Below are 21,229 nucleotides of genomic sequence, written 5' to 3'. Positions count from 1 at the left end.
GGGAGGTGCGAATACCCTTTGATCCGTAGATTTCCGAATGGGGAAACCCACCTAAGGTACTTGGAAAATCAGAGCTGCAGGGTGACTTGCTGCTGTGGTTTCCAAGTATCGATAATAGGTAACTTATCCTGAATACATAGGGATAAAGTGGCGAACGCGGGGAACTGAAACATCTAAGTACCCGTAGGAAAGGACATCAACCGAGACTCCGGAAGTAGTGGCGAGCGAACCCGGACCAGGCCAGTGGCGATTGAGAGACAAGCGGAACCTTCTGGAAAGTAGGGCCATAGTGGGTGACAGCCCCGTACGCGTAATGCGATCAATCGTCCTCGAGTAAGGCGGGACACGTGAAATCCTGTCTGAAATTGGGAGGACCACCTTCCAAGCCTAAGTACTCGTGCATGACCGATAGCGAACTAGTACCGTGAGGGAAAGGTGAAAAGCACCCCGACAAGGGGAGTGAAAGAGTACCTGAAACCGATTGCCTACAAACAGTGGGAGCCCGCAAGGGTCACCACGTACCTTTTGTATAATGGGTCAGCGACTTAGTGTGACGAGCAAGCTTAAACCGCTAGGTGTAGGCGCAGCGAAAGCGAGTCTGAACAGGGCGTTCAGTTCGTCGCATTAGACCCGAAACCGAGTGATCTAGCCATGAGCAGGTTGAAGGTAAGGTAACACTTACTGGAGGACCGAACCCATAACTGTTGCAATAGTTCGGGATGACTTGTGGCTAGGGGTGAAAGGCCAATCAAACTCGGAAATAGCTGGTTCTCCGCGAAATCTATTTAGGTAGAGCGTCGACCGAATACCCCAGGGGGTAGAGCACTGGATGGGCTAGGGGTCCTCACCGGATTACCAAACCTAACCAAACTCCGAATACCTGGGAGTACTAGTCGGCAGACACACGGCGGGTGCTAACGTCCGTCGTGAAAAGGGAAACAACCCTGACCTACAGCTAAGGTCCCCAAGTTATGGCTAAGTGGGAAAGGATGTGAGGATCCCAAAACAACCAGGATGTTGGCTTAGAAGCAGCCATCATTTAAAGAAAGCGTAACAGCTCACTGGTCTAAATAAGGGTCTTTGCGCCGAAAATGTAACGGGGCTAAAGCCATACACCGAAGCTTAGGGTTTGGTCCGCAAGGGCCAAGCGGTAGCGGAGCGTTCTGTAAGCTGACGAAGCCATACCCGTGAGGGGTGGTGGAGGTATCAGAAGTGCGAATGCTGACATGAGTAACGTAAGGGGAGTGAGAGACTCCCCCGCCGAAAGACCAAGGGTTCCTGCTTAAAGCTAATCTGAGCAGGGTTAGCCGGCCCCTAAGACGAGGCGGAAACGCGTAGTCGATGGGAACCACGTTAATATTCGTGGGCTTGGAGGTAGTGACGGATCGCACAAGTTGTCCAATCTTATCGGATTGAACGGGCAGCGGAGCGGTTCCAGGAAATAGCTCCTCCTTATAAACCGTACCCGAAACCGACACTGGTGGTCAGGTAGAGTATACCAAGGCGCTTGAGAGAACTATGCTGAAGGAACTCGGCAAATTGCACGCGTAACTTCGGAAGAAGCGTGACCCTTTTCTACGCAAGTAGAGGAGGGTGGCACAGACCAGGGGGTAGCGACTGTTTATCAAAAACACAGGGCTCTGCGAAGTCGCAAGACGACGTATAGGGTCTGACGCCTGCCCGGTGCTGGAAGGTTAAGAGGAGGGGTGCAAGCTCTGAATCGAAGCCCCAGTAAACGGCGGCCGTAACTATAACGGTCCTAAGGTAGCGAAATTCCTTGTCGGGTAAGTTCCGACCTGCACGAATGGCGTAACGACTTCCCCGCTGTCTCCAGCATAGACTCAGTGAAATTGAATTCCCCGTGAAGATGCGGGGTTCCTGCGGTTAGACGGAAAGACCCCGTGCACCTTTACTATAGCTTTACATTGGCATTCGTAGTGGCATGTGTAGGATAGGTGGTAGGCTTTGAAACCTGGGCGCCAGCTCAGGTGGAGCCACCCTTGAAATACCACCCTTATTACTATGGATGTCTAACCGCGGCCCGTTATCCGGGTCCGGGACAATGTATGGTGGGTAGTTTGACTGGGGCGGTCGCCTCCTAAAGAGTAACGGAGGCGCGCGATGGTGGGCTCAGAACGGTCGGAAATCGTTCGCTGAGTGCAATGGCATAAGCCTGCCTGACTGCGAGACTGACAAGTCGAGCAGAGACGAAAGTCGGTCATAGTGATCCGGTGGTCCCGCGTGGAAGGGCCATCGCTCAACGGATAAAAGGTACGCCGGGGATAACAGGCTGATGACCCCCAAGAGTCCATATCGACGGGGTTGTTTGGCACCTCGATGTCGACTCATCGCATCCTGGGGCTGGAGCAGGTCCCAAGGGTATGGCTGTTCGCCATTTAAAGCGGTACGTGAGTTGGGTTCAGAACGTCGTGAGACAGTTCGGTCCCTATCTGCCGTGGGTGTAGGAATATTGAAAGGATCTGTCCCTAGTACGAGAGGACCGGGATGGACGGATCTCTGGTGGACCTGTTGTGGCGCCAGCCGCATAGCAGGGTAGCTATATCCGGACGGGATAACCGCTGAAGGCATCTAAGCGGGAAACCCACCTTAAAACGAGTATTCCCTGAGAACCGTGGAAGACGACCACGTTGATAGGCCGGGTGTGGAAGAGCGGCAACGCTTGAAGCTTACCGGTACTAATAGTTCGATCGGCTTGATCGTTCTCATTCCTTATGCTCATCGTGAACACGATGATCTGACCAGCGCTCACGCATGAGCGGCCCTTACAGGGCCTATGCTCCGCGAGGGCGCCGGAAAACCGGCGACGCGCAGTCGCGCTTGCGGACTTTGTCCGTTAGCTAGACACAAACGTCGCCTTGGCACGAAAAAACAGCTTCTCGATATAACGTGCGTTTTGCCGACCTGGTGGTTATGGCGGAGCGGCTGCACCCGATCCCATTCCGAACTCGGCCGTGAAACGCTCCAGCGCTGATGGTACTTCGTCTCAAGACGCGGGAGAGTAGGTCGCTGCCAGGTCTGCAAAACGCACGTTGAACTCTCATCCGCAAACCGGATGAAACTGAAATCTTCTCTCTACGAAAAGGCCCGCCAAGGGATCACGGGCCGCGCAAGCGGCCCTTTCATTTGGTCAGCCATATACCTATCTGTAAGCCAAGATCGGAAGAGCGTCGTGTAGGGAANCGGGAGAGTAGGTCGCTGCCAGGTCTGCAAAACGCACGTTGAACTCTCATCCGCAAACCGGATGAAACTGAATCTTCTCTCTACGAAAAGGCCCGCCAAGGGATCACGGGCCGCGCAAGCGGCCCTTTCATTTGGTCAGCCATATACCTATCTGTAAGCCATCCTGTTCATAGGCCCAGGCTTACGTCCAGATAAGCAAGCAAACGCTTGCTTCAGATCCGGAGCAGGCAAGAGCTTGCCCTGGAGAGTCCGGAGCAAGCAAGAGCTTGCCCTGGAGGTGACGCGGGGTGGAGCAGCCCGGTAGCTCGTCAGGCTCATAACCTGAAGGTCACAGGTTCAAATCCTGTCCCCGCAACCAACAAAAAAAGCCCGCTTCACGCGGGCTTTTTGCGTTCGGACCGTGATCGATGGCNCAAATCCTGTCCCCGCAACCAACAAAAAAAGCCCGCTTCACGCGGGCTTTTTGCGTTCGGACCGTGATCGATGGCCGCGACCGGCTATTCAACGATCGAGGAGGGCAGCAAGGCTGGCGTGCTCGACTTTATTGACAGGTCCGCGAACCGGGGGGTGATGCCGCCTCGGCGCATTTCGGCGAGAGCTACACGTCGAGCATTGGGAGTTCGCCAGCCCGTCATGGCAAGCGATCTGCACGACAACAGCATGATTCGAGCGGCGGAGAGATCGTCGTACGAAGGCGCGAACCGTTGATTTAAACAACCCGCGCCTTGCCGAAGCTTTTCGTCGCGAGCCGCGTCAGCCAGCTCGCCGCAATGACGCCTGGAAGACCAGCGAGGTCCAGCTGTTGCTCGAGGCGAGATGGCAATAGAGCAGCGCAAGCGCGCCGGATTTCCTGAGATCGAGAAACGCCTCGTCGCTCAATTTGTTGAAGGCCGGCTCGTCGATCACCTGAAAGTCGGTGAGGTTGAGGGTCTCGCCGCCCTCCAGCGTCACCTTGCTCTGCCGCGGCGCGAACAGGCCGTGCGCGTCGATCTTGTCGATCATGGCGCGAGTCGCATTGAAGTCGGTCTGGAACTGGCTGCAGAAGGCGAGCGCCTGCTTCGAGGCCTCGGCCGGCTCGTTGCCGTCGAAGAAGGGCGCGATCTCGTCGCTGTCCTTGGACGAAGGCATCTGCTCGACGACGCGTTCGCTGGCACGGTCGATGCACAACGTCAGGCGGCCGGTCGTTTTCGATTCATCGGCGAGGATGAAGGGGTAACGGCGGACATAGGCGGGAATGTAATGCGGCTCCGCCCATTTGCCGTCGGCGCCTACGAACAGGTTCTGGTCCTGGCGCAGACCGGTGATGATGACAGGCGCCTTGGCGTCGCCAATGAAAACGATCGGATAGGAGCGCATCGCCGCCGGCATTTCCGATGCGACGACGGGGATGGCGTGCGCGGTGCGGGCAAAGGAGAAATCGGCCCGCGCCGTAAGGCCGAGTGAGCCGTGCCGCAGCGGATTGAGCGCCTCGGGTTTTTTGTAGAACAGCGGCAGCGCGTTGGTCGCGGTGCTTCCGGCCGGGGCCGTGTCTGTTTTCGCGTCAGTCATCCCTAGTGTTCTCCTCTTATACCATTCCGGTTTAGGCCAGTGGCTGCCGGTGCGCAACGCGTTGACGGCTGCTTCACCCTACGTGGCCAAGATAAATCTATCTGTTTGTTTGATCGTGCTCTTTTGTACTTCTGGAGATCGAGCTCTATAGACAGCACGCCATGAAGCGGCGAGATTGGCTGACGGGATAGACATCTCAAGAGAGCCGTCTGAAAGACAGACGAACCAGGGCAGGCGCATGGCATCGCTTTCGGATTTCGAGCAGGGGCAGAGCTTTTCCGTCGAAGCCGGCGGTCAGACGCTCACGATGGAACTGAGCGCGGTGCAGCCCATTGCCAACAGCCCGCGCGACGGCGGTGGCTTCACGCTGCTGTTCAGGGGGCCGCGCGACGCGGCGCTGCCGCAGGCTATCTATCGGTTCAACGGCAAAAGCGGCGCCCATGAGATCTTCATCGTGCCGATCGCTGCCGATGAGGCAGGGCGGCTTTACGAGGCGGTATTCAACTGATTCTTTCGACCGGATCGGCCACGGGGACGCTCCGGCCATCAGGGCGATTTGGCAGCGCGGCGGCTCGACATATGATCGACTATATCGAGATTGCGGACGTATTTGACGGAGCGGCGTGTAGCGCACTGTGCGCGGAAATTCGGGCGGCCTTGGGCCGTCCGGCCGGCCTGCTGGGGCGTGCCGACCAGAAGATGGCATGGCCGGAGATCCGAAAGACCGTGCGCGCCGATGTTTCGCAGGCCACTGAAGAGCGAGTGAGTGCCCTGTTGGCGCAGCAGAAGGCGGCTCTGGAGCGGCATTTCGGGCTGCTGCTCGGCCAGGTCGAGAAACCTCAGTTCCTTCGCTATCGGCAAGGCGATTTCTTTGTGCCGCACCAGGATGGCAACACGCCGCTCATTCACGATGAGTCGCGGTTCCGAAAGATCTCGGTGGTGATCTTTCTCAACCGTCAATCGGACAACCCTTCGCCAGAAAGCTATGCAGGCGGCTCGCTGGTCCTGCATGGGCCTTACAGCGGCCCGGACCTGCGCATTGCCATGCCGGCATTGCCGGGCTCTCTCGTCGCCTTTCGCTCGGAAACGACGCATGAAGTCACCCCGGTCACGTGCAACGAACGTTTCACCATCGTCTCCTGGTATCGCGGCACGTGACGACCGGCACGGCCCTTACGGCGAACGGATCATCAGGTCGTAGACGCCCTTGTCCTCGGCAACGGTGAAGCCGAGGCGCTTGTAGAGCCGCCGCGCTGGATTGTTCTTCTCGACATGGATCGAGACCGACTTGCCGACGGCGGCGGCCTCATCGATGAGATCGGCGAGCAACGCACCGCCAGACCCCTTGCCGCGATGCGCCGGCAGGAAGGCGATATCTATGATGCAATGCTCGCTCGCCGAGCGCTCGATATACAGGCGACCGATATCTTGCCTTGCCTGCTCGATCACCAGCCAGTCGGCGTTGGGATAGTATTTCTGGTAATGCGCGTGCTGCGCTTGAAACTGCATGTCGAGGAACGCCGTTTTCTGCGCGTCGCTCCACGGCGTGACGGCAAGTTCTTCGGCGCGGGTCGAGGCGTAGAGCGCCGACAGGAACGGCAGATCGGCGTCCGCCATCGGGCGGAACGTCAGATCAATCCGCGCCGCGCGCACCCAGCAAAATATAACAGGCCCGTTGTCCACAATCGGAAGCTGGATCATGGAGTGGCGCTTACGGACGCGCCGGATAAACGCCTTGCATGGCAATGATGAACGTCATCGCCAGATAGGGAGGCAGGTTGTTGTGAGGCAACGTACTGCCCGTTATGCTCAGTGCCTGGGGGTCCATCTGGACCAGATTTTGCGAAGTGTTGTTCTGATAAAGCGTTCCGCCCCCCGACTTCCCCAGAACAACCGCATCGGTAAGAGTTCCCTGGGCGCCACTCTCGGTGGATATCGCGACAAAATGATTATGTTGCGGCATTTCCGTTTGCAGAAGGGTGACGGACGTTTCGCCACCCGTCTCGCCGAGAAACCGCTCCGACAAGCCATTGCCCTGTCCTTGCCCCATGGGCGCGGAGCCAGCCATATTCGGCAACGCGAAGGTCGACTTGCCGTCGCCGCCGTAAACTGTGCCCAGCAGCGAAAACAGCGCCGTATTCTGCGAGATTGGCAGGAGCTGGCCATCGCAGGTCGCCCACCCCGTCGGGGCGAAATCTCCGGCAAAAATTCGAATTTCGGCGACGAACGGATTGGTCATGGCAAGTCTCTAGCTTTGCTGGGGGAAGATGCCAAATAGCGAGATGATGAAACTGACGGCGAGGAACGGCACCATATTGTCGTGAGGCTGGCTGCCGCCGGCCGGCGAAATGGCTCCGGCGGCCATGTTGCCATCAGGTGCGATACCCACATAGGGCGTCAGCAGGCTCGATGTCGCCAGGACACCGCCGGACGGACCCGGATTCTTGGCGATATTCGACGAACCGGTCCAGGTATGGGAATGGTTCGGCATTTGTTGGGTTGAAACAGTGACGGATTCGACCCCGCCCAGTTCTCCGATGATATAGGTCTGGCTGACCAGCGGGCCCTTGCCAGCATGGACGGGGATGCGGGATGCGAGGTTGGGCAGGGCGAATGTTTCCTCCCCGTCGCCGCCATAAGTCGTACCGATCAGATTGAACAAAGTTTCGTTCTCGGAGATCGGCATCAACTGGCCTTGGCAGAACGCCCAGCCATTCGGAGGGAAATTGCCACCGAACATCCTGATCTCGCCGACAAAAGGTTGGCTCATCGAAGCGTCCTCTTAATTTCGCGACGGGAATATGCCTTGCAGGGCAATGATGAAATTCAAGACGAGATAGGGCGATCTGTTCTCATGCGGCTGGCCGCCACCGACGAAAGTGATGTTTTCCTTCGCCATAGCCACCGCGCTGCCAGGCGGCTGATAGATCGGGCTGGCGTTCGCCCCCAACAGCGCGCCGGATGGATTGTTGACGTTGCCGGCAGTGTTCGATGCGTTGACGAAATGGTTGTGTGTCGGCATTTCGCCGAGCGTGAGCGTGTGAAACTCTTCGCCGCCCTGGCCGCCGACAATTGCACCGATAGGGCCGCCCGTATGAACCGGCGCACGTCCCCTCATATCCGGAAGGGCAAAATTTGTCTGGCCGTTGCCGCCGTACCTGGTGCCAAGAAGTGAGAACAATGGCTGGTTCTGGTTAAGCGGCAACAACTGGCCGTTACAAAATGCCCAGCCGCGCGGTGCATAGTTCCAGGAAATGATCTTGACTTCACCTAAATAAGGCTCGCTCATCCCCGTTCCCTTCGTTGGCGGCTTACTGTCTGAATTCTTGTATTATGCCTAAGTAAGACAACAAGTCGATATCAGATTCATAAAATATATTTCCTAGGACGAAATCCAAGGTTGCTGACTACGGTGTCGCGGCAGGCAGCAGTGGCAGCGGCTGGTTGAAGAACGTCCGGGTGTCCGTCAGTGCCGTTGCCCCGCCATTGACGGTTTCGATACCGGCCTCGCTCGCCTGCGGTACGTTGATCGTGCCGTCGGCGCCGCCGAGGCCGTCCGCGAGGAAGCGGATGGCATTGGCGTTGTTGACGTTGGTGATGGTGTTGGCATGAACGTCGGCATTGATGATAGCGCCGGCAAATGTGGCGGTGACCGTGATGCCGCGGCTGTCGGCATTGTCGCGAATGGTGTTGTTGGTGACCGCCGCGTGCACGGTGCCCGGCTGCACGAGCTGCGTGATCGAGACGCTGTCGCCACCGCTTATGCCGTTGACGCCGATGCTCTGGATAATGTTGTTGTCGATCAGCACCTTGGCGACGCCGAGGCTTTCATGCCCAACCCTGATGCCGTTGCCGGTTCGCGATCCCGAGGTTGCTACGCCTTGCGTACCGATGACGTTGTTGGCGATTGTGCCGTCAAGCGTCCGTGCGAGGTCGCCGCTGCTGAACACGTTGATGGCCGTCGAGTCGCTGTTGGTGACGGTGTTGTTCCGGACGGTGAAATTCAGATTGCCGCCCGTGCCGGCGCCGGAATTGCTGCTCTGGGTGAGGTTGATGCCGTTGTTCAGATTGTTGAATAGATTTCCCGTGGTCTCGCCGATGTGAGCGTTGACGGTGCCGTCATTGGCAATGACGAACAGACCGGTTCCAGGGATGACTCCCGGTCCGGGATAGGCGTTGTTGCCGGTGAAGGTTGCGCCGTCGACGGTCAGCGTCATCGTCGGCGCGCCGGCGACACCGGCGCCGTCCGCCTCGAAGATGAAGTCGCTGCCGGCATTGTTCGAGGCGCCGTTGTTCGAGAACGTGCCGCCGCTCACCACCAGGTTCGCCAACGTGCCGCCGGAATTGATGACCTGCACGTTATGGGTGAATGAGTTGGAGACCGTGAGGTTGGTGAACGTGGTGACGTGCGAGGCGTTGCCGGTAAGTTCGTTGAACAGGATTCCGGACTCGGTGTTGGCATCGGCATTGCTGTTCAGGGTCAGACCGTTGAGCACCACGCCGTTGACCCGCAGCCCCTTTATGCCGTTGCCCGCATTGTCGCTGATGATCATGTTGCTCAGGCTGACATCCTGAGTGTCGGTCAGGCTGACGCCATCGCCGGCCGAGTTCTGGATCGTGCCGCCGCTGCCCCCCGTCGCGCCGGTGCCGGTCACCACCAGATTGCCGCTGGTGCCGGTGTTGTTGAGCACGATGCCGTTGGCTGCACCATTGGACGCAATGCTCCTGAACGTCACGTCGCCGGCGCCGATCGTCGTGTTGGCGACATTAAGCGCCGTGCCCGTGCCGGACGCGATGGTGTTGCCGGTGCCCTGCACCGTCACCGTGCCGCCGCCGGTGGCATTGAAACCGGCGCCGCTGGTGGTGGCGATGACCAGCCCGCCATTGGTGAAGTTGATCGTCGCACCGGTATTGTCGCTCAGGCTGACGCCAGCCGCCGTGGTCGAGGTGATCGACTTCGACGCGCCGGAGAAGGTGATGATGCCGGCGACATTGTCGTCCAGCAGGAGGCCGATCTGGCCCGCCGCATTATGCGTGATGTTGCCCGACAGGGTGATGTTGCCGGCGGTCAGGGCGCGATCCTGGATGTTGACCGCCTGGCCGGTGCTGCCGCTGGTGATCGCGCCGGCATAGGTGAAGGCCGCCGTGCCGCCGCTGTTGGCGGTGCCTAGGCCATCGCCGATACGGATCACGGCGCTTGTTCCGCCCACCAGCGCGCCGGTGCCGAGGTCGATCGCTCCCGAACCGGTGACGGTATCGAGGATGACGGCGCTGGTGCCGCCGGCGCCTTTGTTCGTGGAAGCGAAGGTCACGCCGCCCGCCGCGATGGCAACGCTGTCAAGGTTGACCGCGACGCCGCTGCCGGTCGAAATCGTGTTGCCCGAGCCGATAACGGTCACGGTGCCAGTACCGTTGCTCGTGGCGTTGAAGCCGGTGCCGGAGGTGGTGGTGATGGCTAGGCCGCCGCCGGTGAAGTTGACCGCGGTGTTGGTGTTCGCCGTCAGGTCGACGGCATTGTTGGCTCCGGTGGTCAGTATCTTGCTGGCGCCGGAGAAGTTGATCGTGCCGCCGGTGTTGGCGTTGACGAGGATCCCGTTGGCCACGCCGCCGGTGGCGCTGAGAGTGCCCGACAATGTCGTGGTGCCGGCGGTGCGGGTGGAGATGCTGACGACGTTTCCGGCCGTGGTCTTGGTGACCGAGCCGGCATAGCTGACATTGGCCGAGCCGCCGGTGACCAGGAAGGCCGCGCCGGTCGCGCCGCCGAGCGCACCGGAGCCGAGGCTGACAGTGCCGGCGCCGGTGACATTGGTCAGCGACACGTTGTTGGTTCCGCCGGTCGAATTGGTCGAGGTGAAATTGATGCCGGTGGTGGTGGCGATGCCGTTGAGGTTGACCGCCTGCGCGGAAGTGGAGCTCACCGTGCCGGTCGTCACATTGACCGTGCCGCCATTGATGGCGCTGAATCCGGTGGTGCCGTTGGTGACGATGTCGAGGTTTGCGAAGCTGACGGTCGAGGCCGTGGCGCCGTTGTTGATTGCGACTGCGGTGCCGGTCATCGGCGTCGTGGTGCCGAGATCGACCGTACCGGTGAAGCTCACCGTATTGGCCGCCGTCGCGCCGGAAATACTAATGCCGCTGGCAGCGCCATTGGCGATCACCGAGCCGGCGAAGGTGAAACTGCCGCCAGCGCGGGTCGAGATCGTGGCCGCCGCGCCCGACGTGCTGATGATAGAGCTGGCGCCGTCGAAGCTGATCACCGCGTTGCCGCCGGTCACCGAAAGGCCGCTGCCGCCCGATATGTCGACATTGGTACCGGCAATCGTGCCGCCAGCGCCCGACGCGCCACCGAAGGCGATGCCGGTTCCGGTCGCCGCCGTGGTGATGTTGACGTTGGTCAGCGTCGTCGTGCCGGTGGTGTTGTCGAGTTTGAAAGCAATGCCGGTGGCGCCGGTGCTGGTGACGTTGGTGATGGTGGTGTTGGACGCGTTCAGCCACACATCGCTGGCGTTGCCGGAGAAAGTAACGTTGTTGATCGTCGTGCTGTTTGACGGCGTGATCTCGATACCCTGCGTGGCGAAATTGCTGATGGTCATGTTGCTGATGACGGTATTCGCAGCACCCGCGCCATTGTCCTTGACGCCACGCGCGGCACCCGCCGGGCTGCCATTCAGGATGAAGCCGTCGATGATGTTGCCGCTGGCGCCGAGCGTGATGACATTGTTGCCGGCGCTCGTCGTCAGCGTCGCGGCGCCATTGGGCGTCTGGTCGATGATCGAGATGCTGTTGCTGGCGAGCTGGATGGTGGAGGGCACTGTCAGCGCCAGATTGATGTTGCCGTTGCCGAAGCCGCGCACCTGCTCGCCGGTGGCGAGAGCCAGCGTGTCGTTGCCATTGCTGCCTGCCGCGGTGATGGTGCCGCCATCGTTGACGAGAACCAGAATGTCCGTCGCCACGGCTGCTGCTTCGGCGGTGGCCAGCGTCGCGAGATTGTTCTGGTCGCGACCGCTGCCGTCACCGGTCGCGGACGCGCCGACGAAATAGACCTTGCCGACTCCGAAGCCCAGGCCGGGAGCCGACTGGAAGTTCACATCCTGGAAATTGTAGGTGCCGGCAACCGGCGCACTGGATGCGTCGATGCCTACATTGGCGCCGATGGTCGAGAGCTGGTCGGTCGCCGATTCGCCGTCGCCATAGGTGAAAGCGAGGTTGGTGGCGCTGTTGAGGAACACGCCGGTGTTGACGCCGGCAATGCTGGAGCTGGCGCCGCCGACAACGGCATCGCCGAGGCGTACCGTCTGGCCGCCAGTGGTGCCACGCAGGTCGACGCCTATCGAGGTGCCGGCGGCGGCGGCATTGGTGACATCGAAGTCATTGGCCGTCACCGCCGCATTGATGGTGGCACCGTTGAGGTCGAAGGCCACGCCCGTGGTGCTGTTCAGGCCGATGTCGAGATCGTTGAAGGACAGCGCCGCGCCAAGCGTGCCGGAAACATCGACACCACGCGTGGTGATGCCTTGCAGGTTGACCGTGCCGAGAATGATGGCCCCGCCGCCGGACGAGGCGATATTGGTCAGCGAGATGCCGGTTGCGGCGGCAGTGGCCGAAACACTGTCGAAATTCATGCCCGCAGCGCCAATCGTAACGCCATTGAGGTTCAACGCGGTGCCGCCGGCCGTCGTGGTGATGATGTTGTCGCTGAGGAGCGCGCCGACGCTGACCGTGCCACCGCCGCTGGCGTTGAAGCCCGTGCCGGAGGTGGTGGTAATCACCAGGCCACCCGTATCGAAGTTGATCGTCGCGCCGGTGTTGGTCGTCAAGTCGACCGCCGTATTGGCGCCAGTGGTCAGCGTCTTCGTGCCACCGCTGAGAGTGATGGTCCCGCCGGAGTTGCCGTGGACATAGATACCATTGTCGAAACCGCCGGTGGCGCTGAGCGCGCCGGACAGTGTGACCGAACCGCCGGTGACGCCGGAGATGTCGACGATCTTGCCGGCGGTGGTCTTGGTGACGGAGCCGCCATAGCTGACGGTCGCAGCGCCGCCATTGACCAGGAATGCGACGCCCGAAGCGCCGCTCAATGCGCCGGATCCGAGGCTGACTGTTCCGGTGACATTGGCCAGGCCAACATTGTTGGTGCCGCCGCCCGACGAGGTCGAGTCAAGCGCAATGGTGGCGGCGACGTTGGTGAGGCTGATCGACTGACCGCTGGTCGAATTTACCGTCTGGGCTGCAGCGGAAGCGGTGATGCCCATCGTGCCGCCGGTGCCCACGATGGCCGTGCCGGTCGTGGTGTCGATGGTCACACCGCCGGTGAAGCTTGTCGTGCCGCCGCTCTGCGACAGGCCGACGCCGCTCGTCGTATCGATGTTGGCGAGGCCGGTGACGTTGACCGTGCCTGATACCACATGGATGCCGTCGCCGGCCGTGGCGGTGTTGTTGACCGTCACCGCGCCGAAGGTGAACGTACCGGTGTTGGCGCCGGTGACGTCTATGCCGAAGCTGCTGGTGCCGGTGATGGTGGTGGCGCCGCTGACCGTGACGGTGGCGTCAACGCCATTGAAGGCGATGCCGTTGACGCCACCGTAGGCGGTGATGCTGTCGAACTGGATATCGCCGGATACACCGGATAGCGTCAGGCCATAACCGCCGACGCCATTGGTGCTTGTGCCGGCGACGAAGGCGTCGCCGTCGACCTGGTCGATGCCGACAGTCGCTGGAACGGCATCGAAGGTTACACCGCTCACCCCAAAGCCGCCGGTTTCGCCATTGTTGCCCAGAAGCGTGATGTCGGAGAAGGCGCTGACCTTCATCAGCCCGGCGCCGATCGTGCCGTCAACCTTGGCAATGTCGCCGCCGGTTGCCGACAGGATCAGGTTCGACAGTGCGATCTGGCTGGCAGCGGCGCCGTCGGTAAGCGACAGGGCGCCACCGGTGCCGCCGGCGATCGTGGCGCGGCGCAGGATAAGATCGGTGATGTTGGTGCCGGAGATGCCAAGGCCCGCACCGGTGTTCTGCACGATGACATTTTCGATGCCGGCCTTGCCGGAGAAATCGATGGTGTTGCCGTTCGCGGTCGTCAGCGTCGCCAGCACGCTGTCGACATTGGACGCTGCCGTGATGACGGTCGAGGCATTGATGCCGCTGAAGCTGAAGTTGCCGCCGAGGCCGCCGCCGACGGCGCCCAGCGGCGCGGTATCGATGGAATCGCCGGCCTTGAGACCGATCAGGATCTGGCCATCGGCAAGGTTGAGCGTGTTGTTGCCGCCGCCATTCTGCTGAGCCTGCATCATGTCGATGAGGTTGCTGGTGCCGTTCTGCGACGTGTCGACAAGGATGACAACCGAGGCGCCCGACGCTTCCGCGCCGGCAATCGAGCCCGGATTGGCGGCGGTGCCGTCGCCGTCGCCTTCCTGATCGACATAATAGGTGGTCGGTCCCTGGGCCTCGGAGAGGTCGCCGATGAAGCCGCCATTTGCGCCGTCGACATCCTGGAAATTATAGGTGCCGCCGACCGGGAAAACGCCGGTGGAATTGAGGATGTCGATTGCCTTGACCGTCGACAGCTTGTCGACCGCGCTTTCGCCGTCGCCATAGATCAAGTTGATCGCCGTCGTCGGGGTGAACTGGAAGCCGATGCCGGGTCCGGCGCCGGCGCCGCCGATGGTGGAGGATGCGCCGGCCGTGTTCGGATCGCCGAGCTGGATGGTGCCGGTGCCGGTGGTGTTGGACAGGTTGACGGCGGTGGTGCCGGTCGAGGAAGCACTGGTGAGCGTGAAACCGCCAGTCGTGAAGATGCTGTTGACGACGGCATCGGCGAAGGTGATGCCGGTCGAATTGTCGCCGGGCATGGCGATGGTCAGGCTGGCGAAGTTTACCGTCGAGCCGAGCGTGCCGGAAATGTCGACGCCGGTCGAGGTGATGCCTTGCAGGTTCACCGTGCCGAGATTGAGCGTGCCGCCGCTGACATTGTTGAGCGAAACGCCAGTCGCCGCTCCATTGACCGAGATGGAGCTGAAATTGATGCCGCCGGCGCCGACCGTCGCGTTGTCGAGGTTGAGCGCGGTGCCTGTCGTCGTGGTTATCGAGTTGCCCGTGCCGCTGACGCTGACCGTGCCGGCGCCGAAAGTGCTGGCGGTGAAGCCGGCGCCGCTCGAGGTGGTGATGACCAGGCCGCCATTGGTGAAGTTGAGCGTGCCCATGCCCTGGGTCGGGCTGATGCTGGGCAACTTGACGATCGCGTCGTTGGTGCCGCTGCTGGTGTTGAAGATCTTCGACGCACCGGAGAAGGTGGCCGTCCCGTTAGACGATCCGTCAAACCGCACGCCGATGCCCGTGCCGGTATGATCGATCGTGCTTGAAATATTGTAGACGCCGTTGGCGTTGCCGGTGAAGACGAAGGCCGCCGTACCAATGCCAGTTGCTGCCGTAGTCGAAACGACCGAACCGCTCATGTTGAGCTCGCTCCAGTCGGCCACGGCCTGCACGACCATGCCGGTGTCGACCTTGATCGAGCCGTTGTAGTTCAGCGTGGCGTGAATGAGGTCGTTACCGCCGCTGACGGCGATAGCCGCACCGGTGGTGCTTGTCGTCGCGCCGATGCTGGCGACGCCGCCATTGCCGCCAACGTTGATGATTCCTGCCTGCAGGCCGTTCGTGACAATGCCGGCTTCCCCACCGTCGATGGTCAGGGTGGAGCCGGCGACGTTGGCGATGTTTATGGTGCCCACTTGCGGGCCGCCGATATCGAACCCTCGGTAGCTGACGTCGAGATCGGTCGTGCCGGTGAAATTCACCGCACCGGCGCCGAGCAGGGCGTTCAGCGAGGCGCCCATGTAGCCGGTATCTTTCAGGCCGCCAATGTTGACGTCGCCCGCCAGATTGGACCCTGTCAGCAAGACGCCGGCAGCGTCCGATGTCGATACGGCCGAGACGCTGTCGAAGGTGACGCCGGCGGCGCCGACGTCGGCGAGGACAATGAACAGACCATTGCCGCCGGAGGCGATCTTGTTGCCGGTGCCGGAGACGCTGACGGTGCCGCCGAAGGCGGCGCCGAAGCCTTCTCCGGTCGTTGTCGTTATATCCAGGCCGCCATTGGTGAAGTTGATCGTGCCGTCCGTGTTGTCATACGGGACGATGGCGGAGAGGGGGCCCGTGTAGCCGATCTGTACAGCTGTCGTCGCGCCAGAGCTTATCTTCTTGCTGCTTCCCGAGAAGGTGACGGTCGCCGCCGTGCCGTTGGCGATGCCACCGATGAAGATCTGGCCGCCATCGGCTGCGTTGCCGTCGGTCAGATTGCCCGACAGCGTCACCGAGCCGCCGGTCAGTTCCTGGATCGAGACGGCGGCCCCGGTGCCGTTGCTGGCGATGGTGCCAGCATAGGAGATGATTGCATTGCCGCCGCTCTGATCGGCCGCCGAGCCGACATTGAAGGCTGTACCCGAACCGGTGTTGGTCAGCGTGCCGGTGCCGAGCGCGACCGTACCGGTCAGATGCTGCAGGTCGACACCGCTGCCGGAATTGAAGCTGGCGCTTGTCGAGGCGAAATTGATGTTGGCCGCAATGCCGTCGAGCGCCACCGCTCCCGCATTGGTGGCATTGATCGTTCCGGTCGTGACGTTGACCGAGCCGCCTCCGGTTGCAGTGAACGCCGTTGCGGCGTCCGTGGTGATGTCGACATCGGCGAAGGTGATTGTGGCGCCGGTGTTGTTGGTCAGCGATACGCCGCTGCCGCCGATCGTCGCCTTGTCCGTGAAGTTGACCAAGCCGCCGGTGCGGTTGGCGATTGCGATGCCGCCACCGGTCAGCGTGCCGGGCGTCGCGCTGTTGGGCAAGTTGCCGCGGGTGACCGTAATGTTGCCGTTGCCGCCGTCGACATCGAGCAGCGTGCCGGCAACGTTGATATTGTTGTTGATAATCGACAGGTTGCCGGTGAGGCCGTCGACGTTGAACGCCGTCTGGCCGGCAGCGACATTGCTGACGGTGACGCCTTCGACAACGGTGCCGCCGGAATTGTTGAAGCCACCCACGCTCTGGTCGATGACGAACACCGAGCCGCTGCCGCCGCTGTAGTCGAAGGCGGTGTTGCGCACCTGATTGCTGCCGAGCAGATGAAGGGTGTCGCCCGTGCTCTTGACCACGCCCTCATCGCCGGTGACATTGCCGCCGGTGGCGCCGAGATTGCCCTGCACATTGACCGGCTGGAACGTACCGGAGGTGAGGATGGAATTGCCGTTGCCGAAACCGGTGATCGACTGTCCCGAATCGAGCGTGAACGGCGTCGCGCTGAGATCGACGGTGCCGACAAAGGCGTAGGTCTGCGTGCCGACCATGGCATCGGCCTGCGCGGCCGTCACGGTGGTGACATCGGCGCTCAGCCCGTTCGTGCCCGCGTGAACAGTGCCGCCTGTCTGCGAGATCATGACGACCCCGCCGACAGTTACCGCCAGTTGGGCATCGCCGGTGAAGAAGACATCGTCGAAGTCGTAGTTGCCGAGCGCCGGATCCAGCCCGATCGTATTGACAGTGTAGCCGCCGGTTGCCGCGGTGATGAAGGATTCCAGCCCATCGGCGGAATTGCCGTCGCCGAAGGTGAAGTTGGCGTTGGCCGACGTGGCCGTGGTGCCGCCTGACGACAATTCGACACCGACGCCGACATTGTCGATCCTGGAGCCCTGCAGGAAGGTGATCGTCTTGTTGCCGGTCGTCGACGACAGGTCGATGCCGCGCGAGGTCAGGTCGCCGGTGCCGGTAATGCTGGTCAGCCCGAAATCGGCTGTCGTTGACGAGCCGCTGAAGTCAATGCCCGTCTGGTTCAGCCCTTCGCCGAGCAACACCGTCGTCGTACCGAAACTGACGTCGTTGTTTGTGCCGCTGAAGTTGATGCCCGCGCTGCCATCGGCAGAACCGATGACAACGATGGTGGGGCCAGAGAATGTGACTGACCCGGTATTCCCCCCAATATCGATGCCGTTGAGGCCCGGCGCACCGATTTCCGCATAGCCGAAGCTGACGGCGCCGGTGTTGCCGTTGAGCGCGATGCCATTGCCAAGCACCTGGCTGATGAGCACGTCGCCGCTGAAGCCGACCGTTGCCGTGCTGCCGCTGATCGAGATGCCGTCGCCGGTGGTGCTGCCGATCGTCGTCGGGCCGGTAACGCTGACGCTGCCGCTGACGCCCGAAAGGCTGACGCCGGTTGTGCCGCCGACGTGGCCGATGTTGGAGAGCGTGACACCGAGCCCGATATTCGACGCTGTAAAGGCGGATGTGGTGTTGTTGTTGACGGTACCGCCGTCGATCGAAAGCGAGCCGGTGCCAGTTGACGTGGCCTGGACGCCGCTGCCGCCATTGCTGGTCGCGTTGAGCGTCTGGAAGCTGGTGATGGCATTGCTGTTGATCAGCAAGCCGTCGCCGGCATTATCCGACACCGTCGTCGTGCCGGTGAAATTGTAGGTGCCGTCGCCCTGGATCGACAGCCCAGCGCCGCCATTACCGGTCGAGCTCAGATTGCTGCCGGAAACGTCGTTGGCGCCATCGAACAGCACGCCATTGAGGGCGGCCCCCGACACGGTCATGCCGGTCAGCACGACGCCGGTAACGCCGCTGCCATGGATGCCGTTGGCAGTACCGCCGGAGATGTTGAAGTCCTGGAGCGAGGTATTGTTGGCCAGCGTGACGACGTCGCCGCTGCCCGAAGCGGTCAGCGTTGCGGCACCGGCCGCATCCGAGATGGTGCTGCCGGGATCGACGTTGTCGCCGGTCACATTGATCGGCAGGCCGCCGAGCGAGAAGGTGCGGCCGTTGCCGAAAGAGGCCAGGGTCTGCCCCGCTTCGAGCGTAAAGCCGTCGGTGTCGTCGATGACACCGCGATTGACCAGCACGAAAATCGCGGTGCCGTCGGTATTGTTGTCGGCGTCGGTGATCGAAGCCAGGTCCGAAAGCGAGGTACCGTCGCCTGTGCCGCCTGCGGCGACAAAGATCAGCTGCGTCTGGTCGAACAGTTGCGGCCCGTTGAACGTCGTCGTGCCGAATGCGTATTGGCCCGAACCGGAATTGAGGCCGCGTGCGTCGAGCGAGGCGAGGTTGCCGCCGATCGAGCCGCCACCGAAGGTGAATTGGGCGTTGGCGGTGTCGGCCGGCGAGCCGGCAATGCCGAGCCGCACGCCGGTGCCGACATTGGCGATGGTGCCGCCATTGGTGATGATGATCGTGCCGCCGTTGGTCTGGACAAGGTCGATCCCGATGGACGTCGTGCCGCCGGTGCCGTTTATGTTCAGCGACTGCGCCGTGAAATTAGTCTGGCTGCCGGAGAAGTCGAGGCCGATGCCGGAGCCGAGCCCGGAGATGATGATGTTGCCGGCGATGACGGACGCATTGACGCCGGTAAACACCATGCCGTCGGTGCCGGGATCGGTGATGTTGATGTCGCCGAAGCGGATCGCGGCCGGCGAATCCGTGATCGCGATGGCCGGTCCGGTCGTGTTCGAGATCGTCGTCGCGCCGTTGACGGTGAAGCTGCCCGAAAGATTCTCGAGCACGACGCCCGATGCGCCGCCGGTCTGGGTGATCGAATCCAGCACGATATGGGCGGTGATCGGATCGATGAAGACACCGACGCCGTCGTCGCCGAGTGCCTTGTTGCCCGACACCTGGCCGCCGTTGATGGTGATCGAGCCGGCGACCCCGGTGCCCTTCACGGTAATGCCGGCATCGTTGTTGTCGAGCGCGTTGAGGGTGGCGAAAGTGTAGGTGCCGTGGCCGGTTATATCCAGGCCGTCGTCGCCATTGCCCTGCAGCAGCGTCGTGCCGGTGAAGTTATAGGTGCCGTCGCCTTCGATATGCAGTCCGTCGAGGCCGTTGCCGGTCGCGGTGAAGTTCGAGCCATTGACGCCGGTCGATGTGCCGGTGAAGTCGGCGCCGTGGCCGCCGGTGCCGGTGACCGTGACGTTGGTCAGCGTGGCGCCGGCGATGTTGTTGCCGAAGATGCCGTCCTTGCCGCCGGTGATGGTGATACCGCTCAGCGTGTTGCCATTGGCGAGCGTCAGGACGTTGTTGGCGGGGTTAGTGCCCTGGATGGTGCCGTTGGAGCCGCCGAAATTGTAGGTGCCGATGCTGCCGTCGGCGAGCCGCGCCTGGACACCGCCGCCACCGCCGATAACGGTCTGTCCGTTGGCGAGCGTCACGCCGGCTGTCGTAATGTTGCCCTTGCCGCCCAGCGCGACGACGACGCCGTTAGCGCCGGCGCCGGCGACTGCATTGTCGAGCGTGGTCGGGTCGCCGATCGTGCCGAGGCCGAGCGCGTCGTTGTCACCATCGGCAAAGAAGAACTGGCCGAATGCCGTGTTGGTGGCGGCATTGATCGCCACCCGCGTCGACGTGCCGGTAACTTTGTCCTGGCTCTCGATGCGAACGCCGATGTCGCCGCGTACGCGCTCGTTGACGCGTTTGCGCAGGCCGGGGCTGACCGGATAGACCGGCTCGGCGCCGTCATCGGCCGAAGACCAGCCCTTGTCGAAAGCGTTGAGCGGCACCGTCAGCCGGATGCTGCCGGCGAACTGGGTGTCATCGCGGTTGTCGTTGCGCACCTCGCCGGTGAAGGTCAGCGACGTGCCTTTGCCGATGACGTCGCCGATCGAATATTCCAGGCCGGCCTTGGCGCCGGTGATGCTGCCGTCGTCGCCGTCGGGATCGCCGAAATGGTAGGCGCCGACATCGAAACGCAGTGAATGGTTCTCGGGCAGGTTGAGCGGCACCTGAACGCCGACCTCGCCCTCGATGCCCCAGGCCGCGTAATCGCGGTGGGCGATGGCCGATATCTGCTCGATCAGCTGATGACCGACCAGCGACAGGCTCGACTCTTGCCCGGCCGTGCTGCGGTCGCCGCTGATCGGCAGATAGACGTTTACGTGCGCATCGTATTTTGAGGTGATGGCCTCGAGGCCGAGCGTCGAGGCGACGAACTGGTGACTGTCGTGGTTCTGGATGTTGAGATAGGCGTAGCCGCCGATCATCAGATCCGGATTCACGATGCGGCGAACGCCGAGGCCGACGTCCTGGCCGAAGCCGTCGTCGAAATCGTATTTCGAGCGCACATCGAGAAAGAGAACGGATTCGAGGTTCTGCTTCAGCGGCAGGAAACCCTCGATCGCCGTGTTGCCGCCATTGTTGTTGGCGCCGATGATGGCGCGGACCTGCGGCTGCCACAGTCCGGTGTCGCCGGCATGGGCGGCTATGCCGGAAAGGGCAAGTGCCAGAGTGGACAACGCAGTCGTCTTCCAGAGATGCCTGGAAAAACCTGACCGGCGATACTTGCTATTCGCCCGGAAGCTTCTTCCGTGCGTCGCCATGTCATTGATCTGCCGAGTTTTCTCGGTCGTCTCCATCCCTTGCGAACCCCGACGAGTACACGCTCCGTCGCTAATACTATCCGAATCCCAGTGTATAGCGAGCATGATTGTTTGCTTTACACGTACAAGATTTCAAA

At 61.6% G+C, this 21,229-nt stretch carries 8 protein-coding genes, 1 tRNA gene and 2 rRNA genes (1 of these 11 only partly in view); 5 read left to right on the top strand and 6 right to left on the bottom strand.

The genetic code is table 11. The features are described from left to right. The 3 genes from X771_RS160870 to X771_RS160880 all read left to right on the top strand — a co-directional run. A 23S ribosomal RNA gene (locus X771_RS160870) occupies window positions 1-2,721 on the top strand; it begins 81 nt to the left of the window's first position. Between the two features lie 200 nt (window positions 2,722-2,921). Then, window positions 2,922-3,036: ribosomal RNA gene (rrf, locus tag X771_RS160875) — 5S ribosomal RNA — on the top strand. Between the two features lie 446 nt (window positions 3,037-3,482). Continuing rightward, window positions 3,483-3,559: transfer RNA gene (locus X771_RS160880), tRNA-Met, on the top strand. A 395-nt stretch (window positions 3,560-3,954) separates the two neighbouring features. Here X771_RS160880 and X771_RS160885 read toward each other — a convergent pair. Then, complete coding sequence (locus X771_RS160885; protein WP_023685704.1) at window positions 3,955-4,749, bottom strand: SapC family protein; 795 nt, start codon at window positions 4,747-4,749, stop codon at window positions 3,955-3,957. Between the two features lie 238 nt (window positions 4,750-4,987). On the opposite strand from X771_RS160885, the gene X771_RS160890 reads away from it, so the two are divergent. Next, complete coding sequence (locus X771_RS160890; RefSeq protein ID WP_023672960.1) at window positions 4,988-5,257, top strand: hypothetical protein; 270 nt, start codon at window positions 4,988-4,990, stop codon at window positions 5,255-5,257. 71 nt (window positions 5,258-5,328) lie between these two features. Then, window positions 5,329-5,907 (top strand): 2OG-Fe(II) oxygenase, encoded by a 579-nt coding sequence (locus X771_RS160895; protein ID WP_023686663.1) that lies wholly within the window; start codon window positions 5,329-5,331, stop codon window positions 5,905-5,907. A 15-nt stretch (window positions 5,908-5,922) separates the two neighbouring features. Here X771_RS160895 and X771_RS160900 read toward each other — a convergent pair whose 3' ends face one another. The 5 genes from X771_RS160900 to X771_RS0133265 form a co-directional block, all read right to left on the bottom strand. Further along, a complete protein-coding gene (locus X771_RS160900) occupies window positions 5,923-6,450 on the bottom strand; it encodes a GNAT family N-acetyltransferase (protein WP_023833000.1) in 528 nt (175 codons plus the stop codon). A gap of 10 nt (window positions 6,451-6,460) precedes the next feature. Continuing rightward, entirely contained in the window at window positions 6,461-6,988 is a 528-nt protein-coding gene (locus X771_RS160905; RefSeq protein ID WP_023686661.1) for a tail fiber protein, read from the bottom strand. A gap of 9 nt (window positions 6,989-6,997) precedes the next feature. Continuing rightward, the gene (locus X771_RS160910) at window positions 6,998-7,519 is read right to left on the bottom strand and encodes a tail fiber protein (protein ID WP_023672956.1); all 522 of its coding nucleotides are present in this window, start codon (window positions 7,517-7,519) and stop codon (window positions 6,998-7,000) included. Between the two features lie 12 nt (window positions 7,520-7,531). Further along, window positions 7,532-8,038, bottom strand: a complete 507-nt coding sequence (locus X771_RS160915; RefSeq protein WP_023672955.1) for a tail fiber protein — start codon at window positions 8,036-8,038, stop codon at window positions 7,532-7,534. Between the two features lie 118 nt (window positions 8,039-8,156). Beyond that, window positions 8,157-21,008, bottom strand: coding sequence for a hypothetical protein (locus X771_RS0133265; RefSeq protein ID WP_050587394.1), 12,852 nt, complete (start codon window positions 21,006-21,008; stop codon window positions 8,157-8,159). Window positions 21,009-21,229: the final 221 nt, after the last annotated feature.

The sequence above is a fragment of the Mesorhizobium sp. LSJC269B00 genome (assembly GCF_000502815.1).
Lineage (GTDB): Bacteria > Pseudomonadota > Alphaproteobacteria > Rhizobiales > Rhizobiaceae > Mesorhizobium.
The sequence above is the reverse complement of the archived record's forward strand: the minus strand, read 5'-3'. Positions and strand labels throughout refer to the sequence as shown.

What these genes read in the sequence shown, in the direction of transcription:
- X771_RS160915 (WP_023672955.1), bottom strand. Translation starts at nt 8,038, where the DNA reads ATGAGCGAGCCTTATTTAGGTGAAGTCAAGATCATTTCCTGGAACTAT.
- X771_RS160890 (WP_023672960.1), top strand. Translation starts at nt 4,988, where the DNA reads ATGGCATCGCTTTCGGATTTCGAGCAGGGGCAGAGCTTTTCCGTCGAA.
- X771_RS160910 (WP_023672956.1), bottom strand. Translation starts at nt 7,519, where the DNA reads ATGAGCCAACCTTTTGTCGGCGAGATCAGGATGTTCGGTGGCAATTTC.
- X771_RS160900 (WP_023833000.1), bottom strand. Translation starts at nt 6,450, where the DNA reads ATGATCCAGCTTCCGATTGTGGACAACGGGCCTGTTATATTTTGCTGG.
- X771_RS160895 (WP_023686663.1), top strand. Translation starts at nt 5,329, where the DNA reads ATGATCGACTATATCGAGATTGCGGACGTATTTGACGGAGCGGCGTGT.
- X771_RS160905 (WP_023686661.1), bottom strand. Translation starts at nt 6,988, where the DNA reads ATGACCAATCCGTTCGTCGCCGAAATTCGAATTTTTGCCGGAGATTTC.
- X771_RS160885 (WP_023685704.1), bottom strand. Translation starts at nt 4,749, where the DNA reads ATGACTGACGCGAAAACAGACACGGCCCCGGCCGGAAGCACCGCGACC.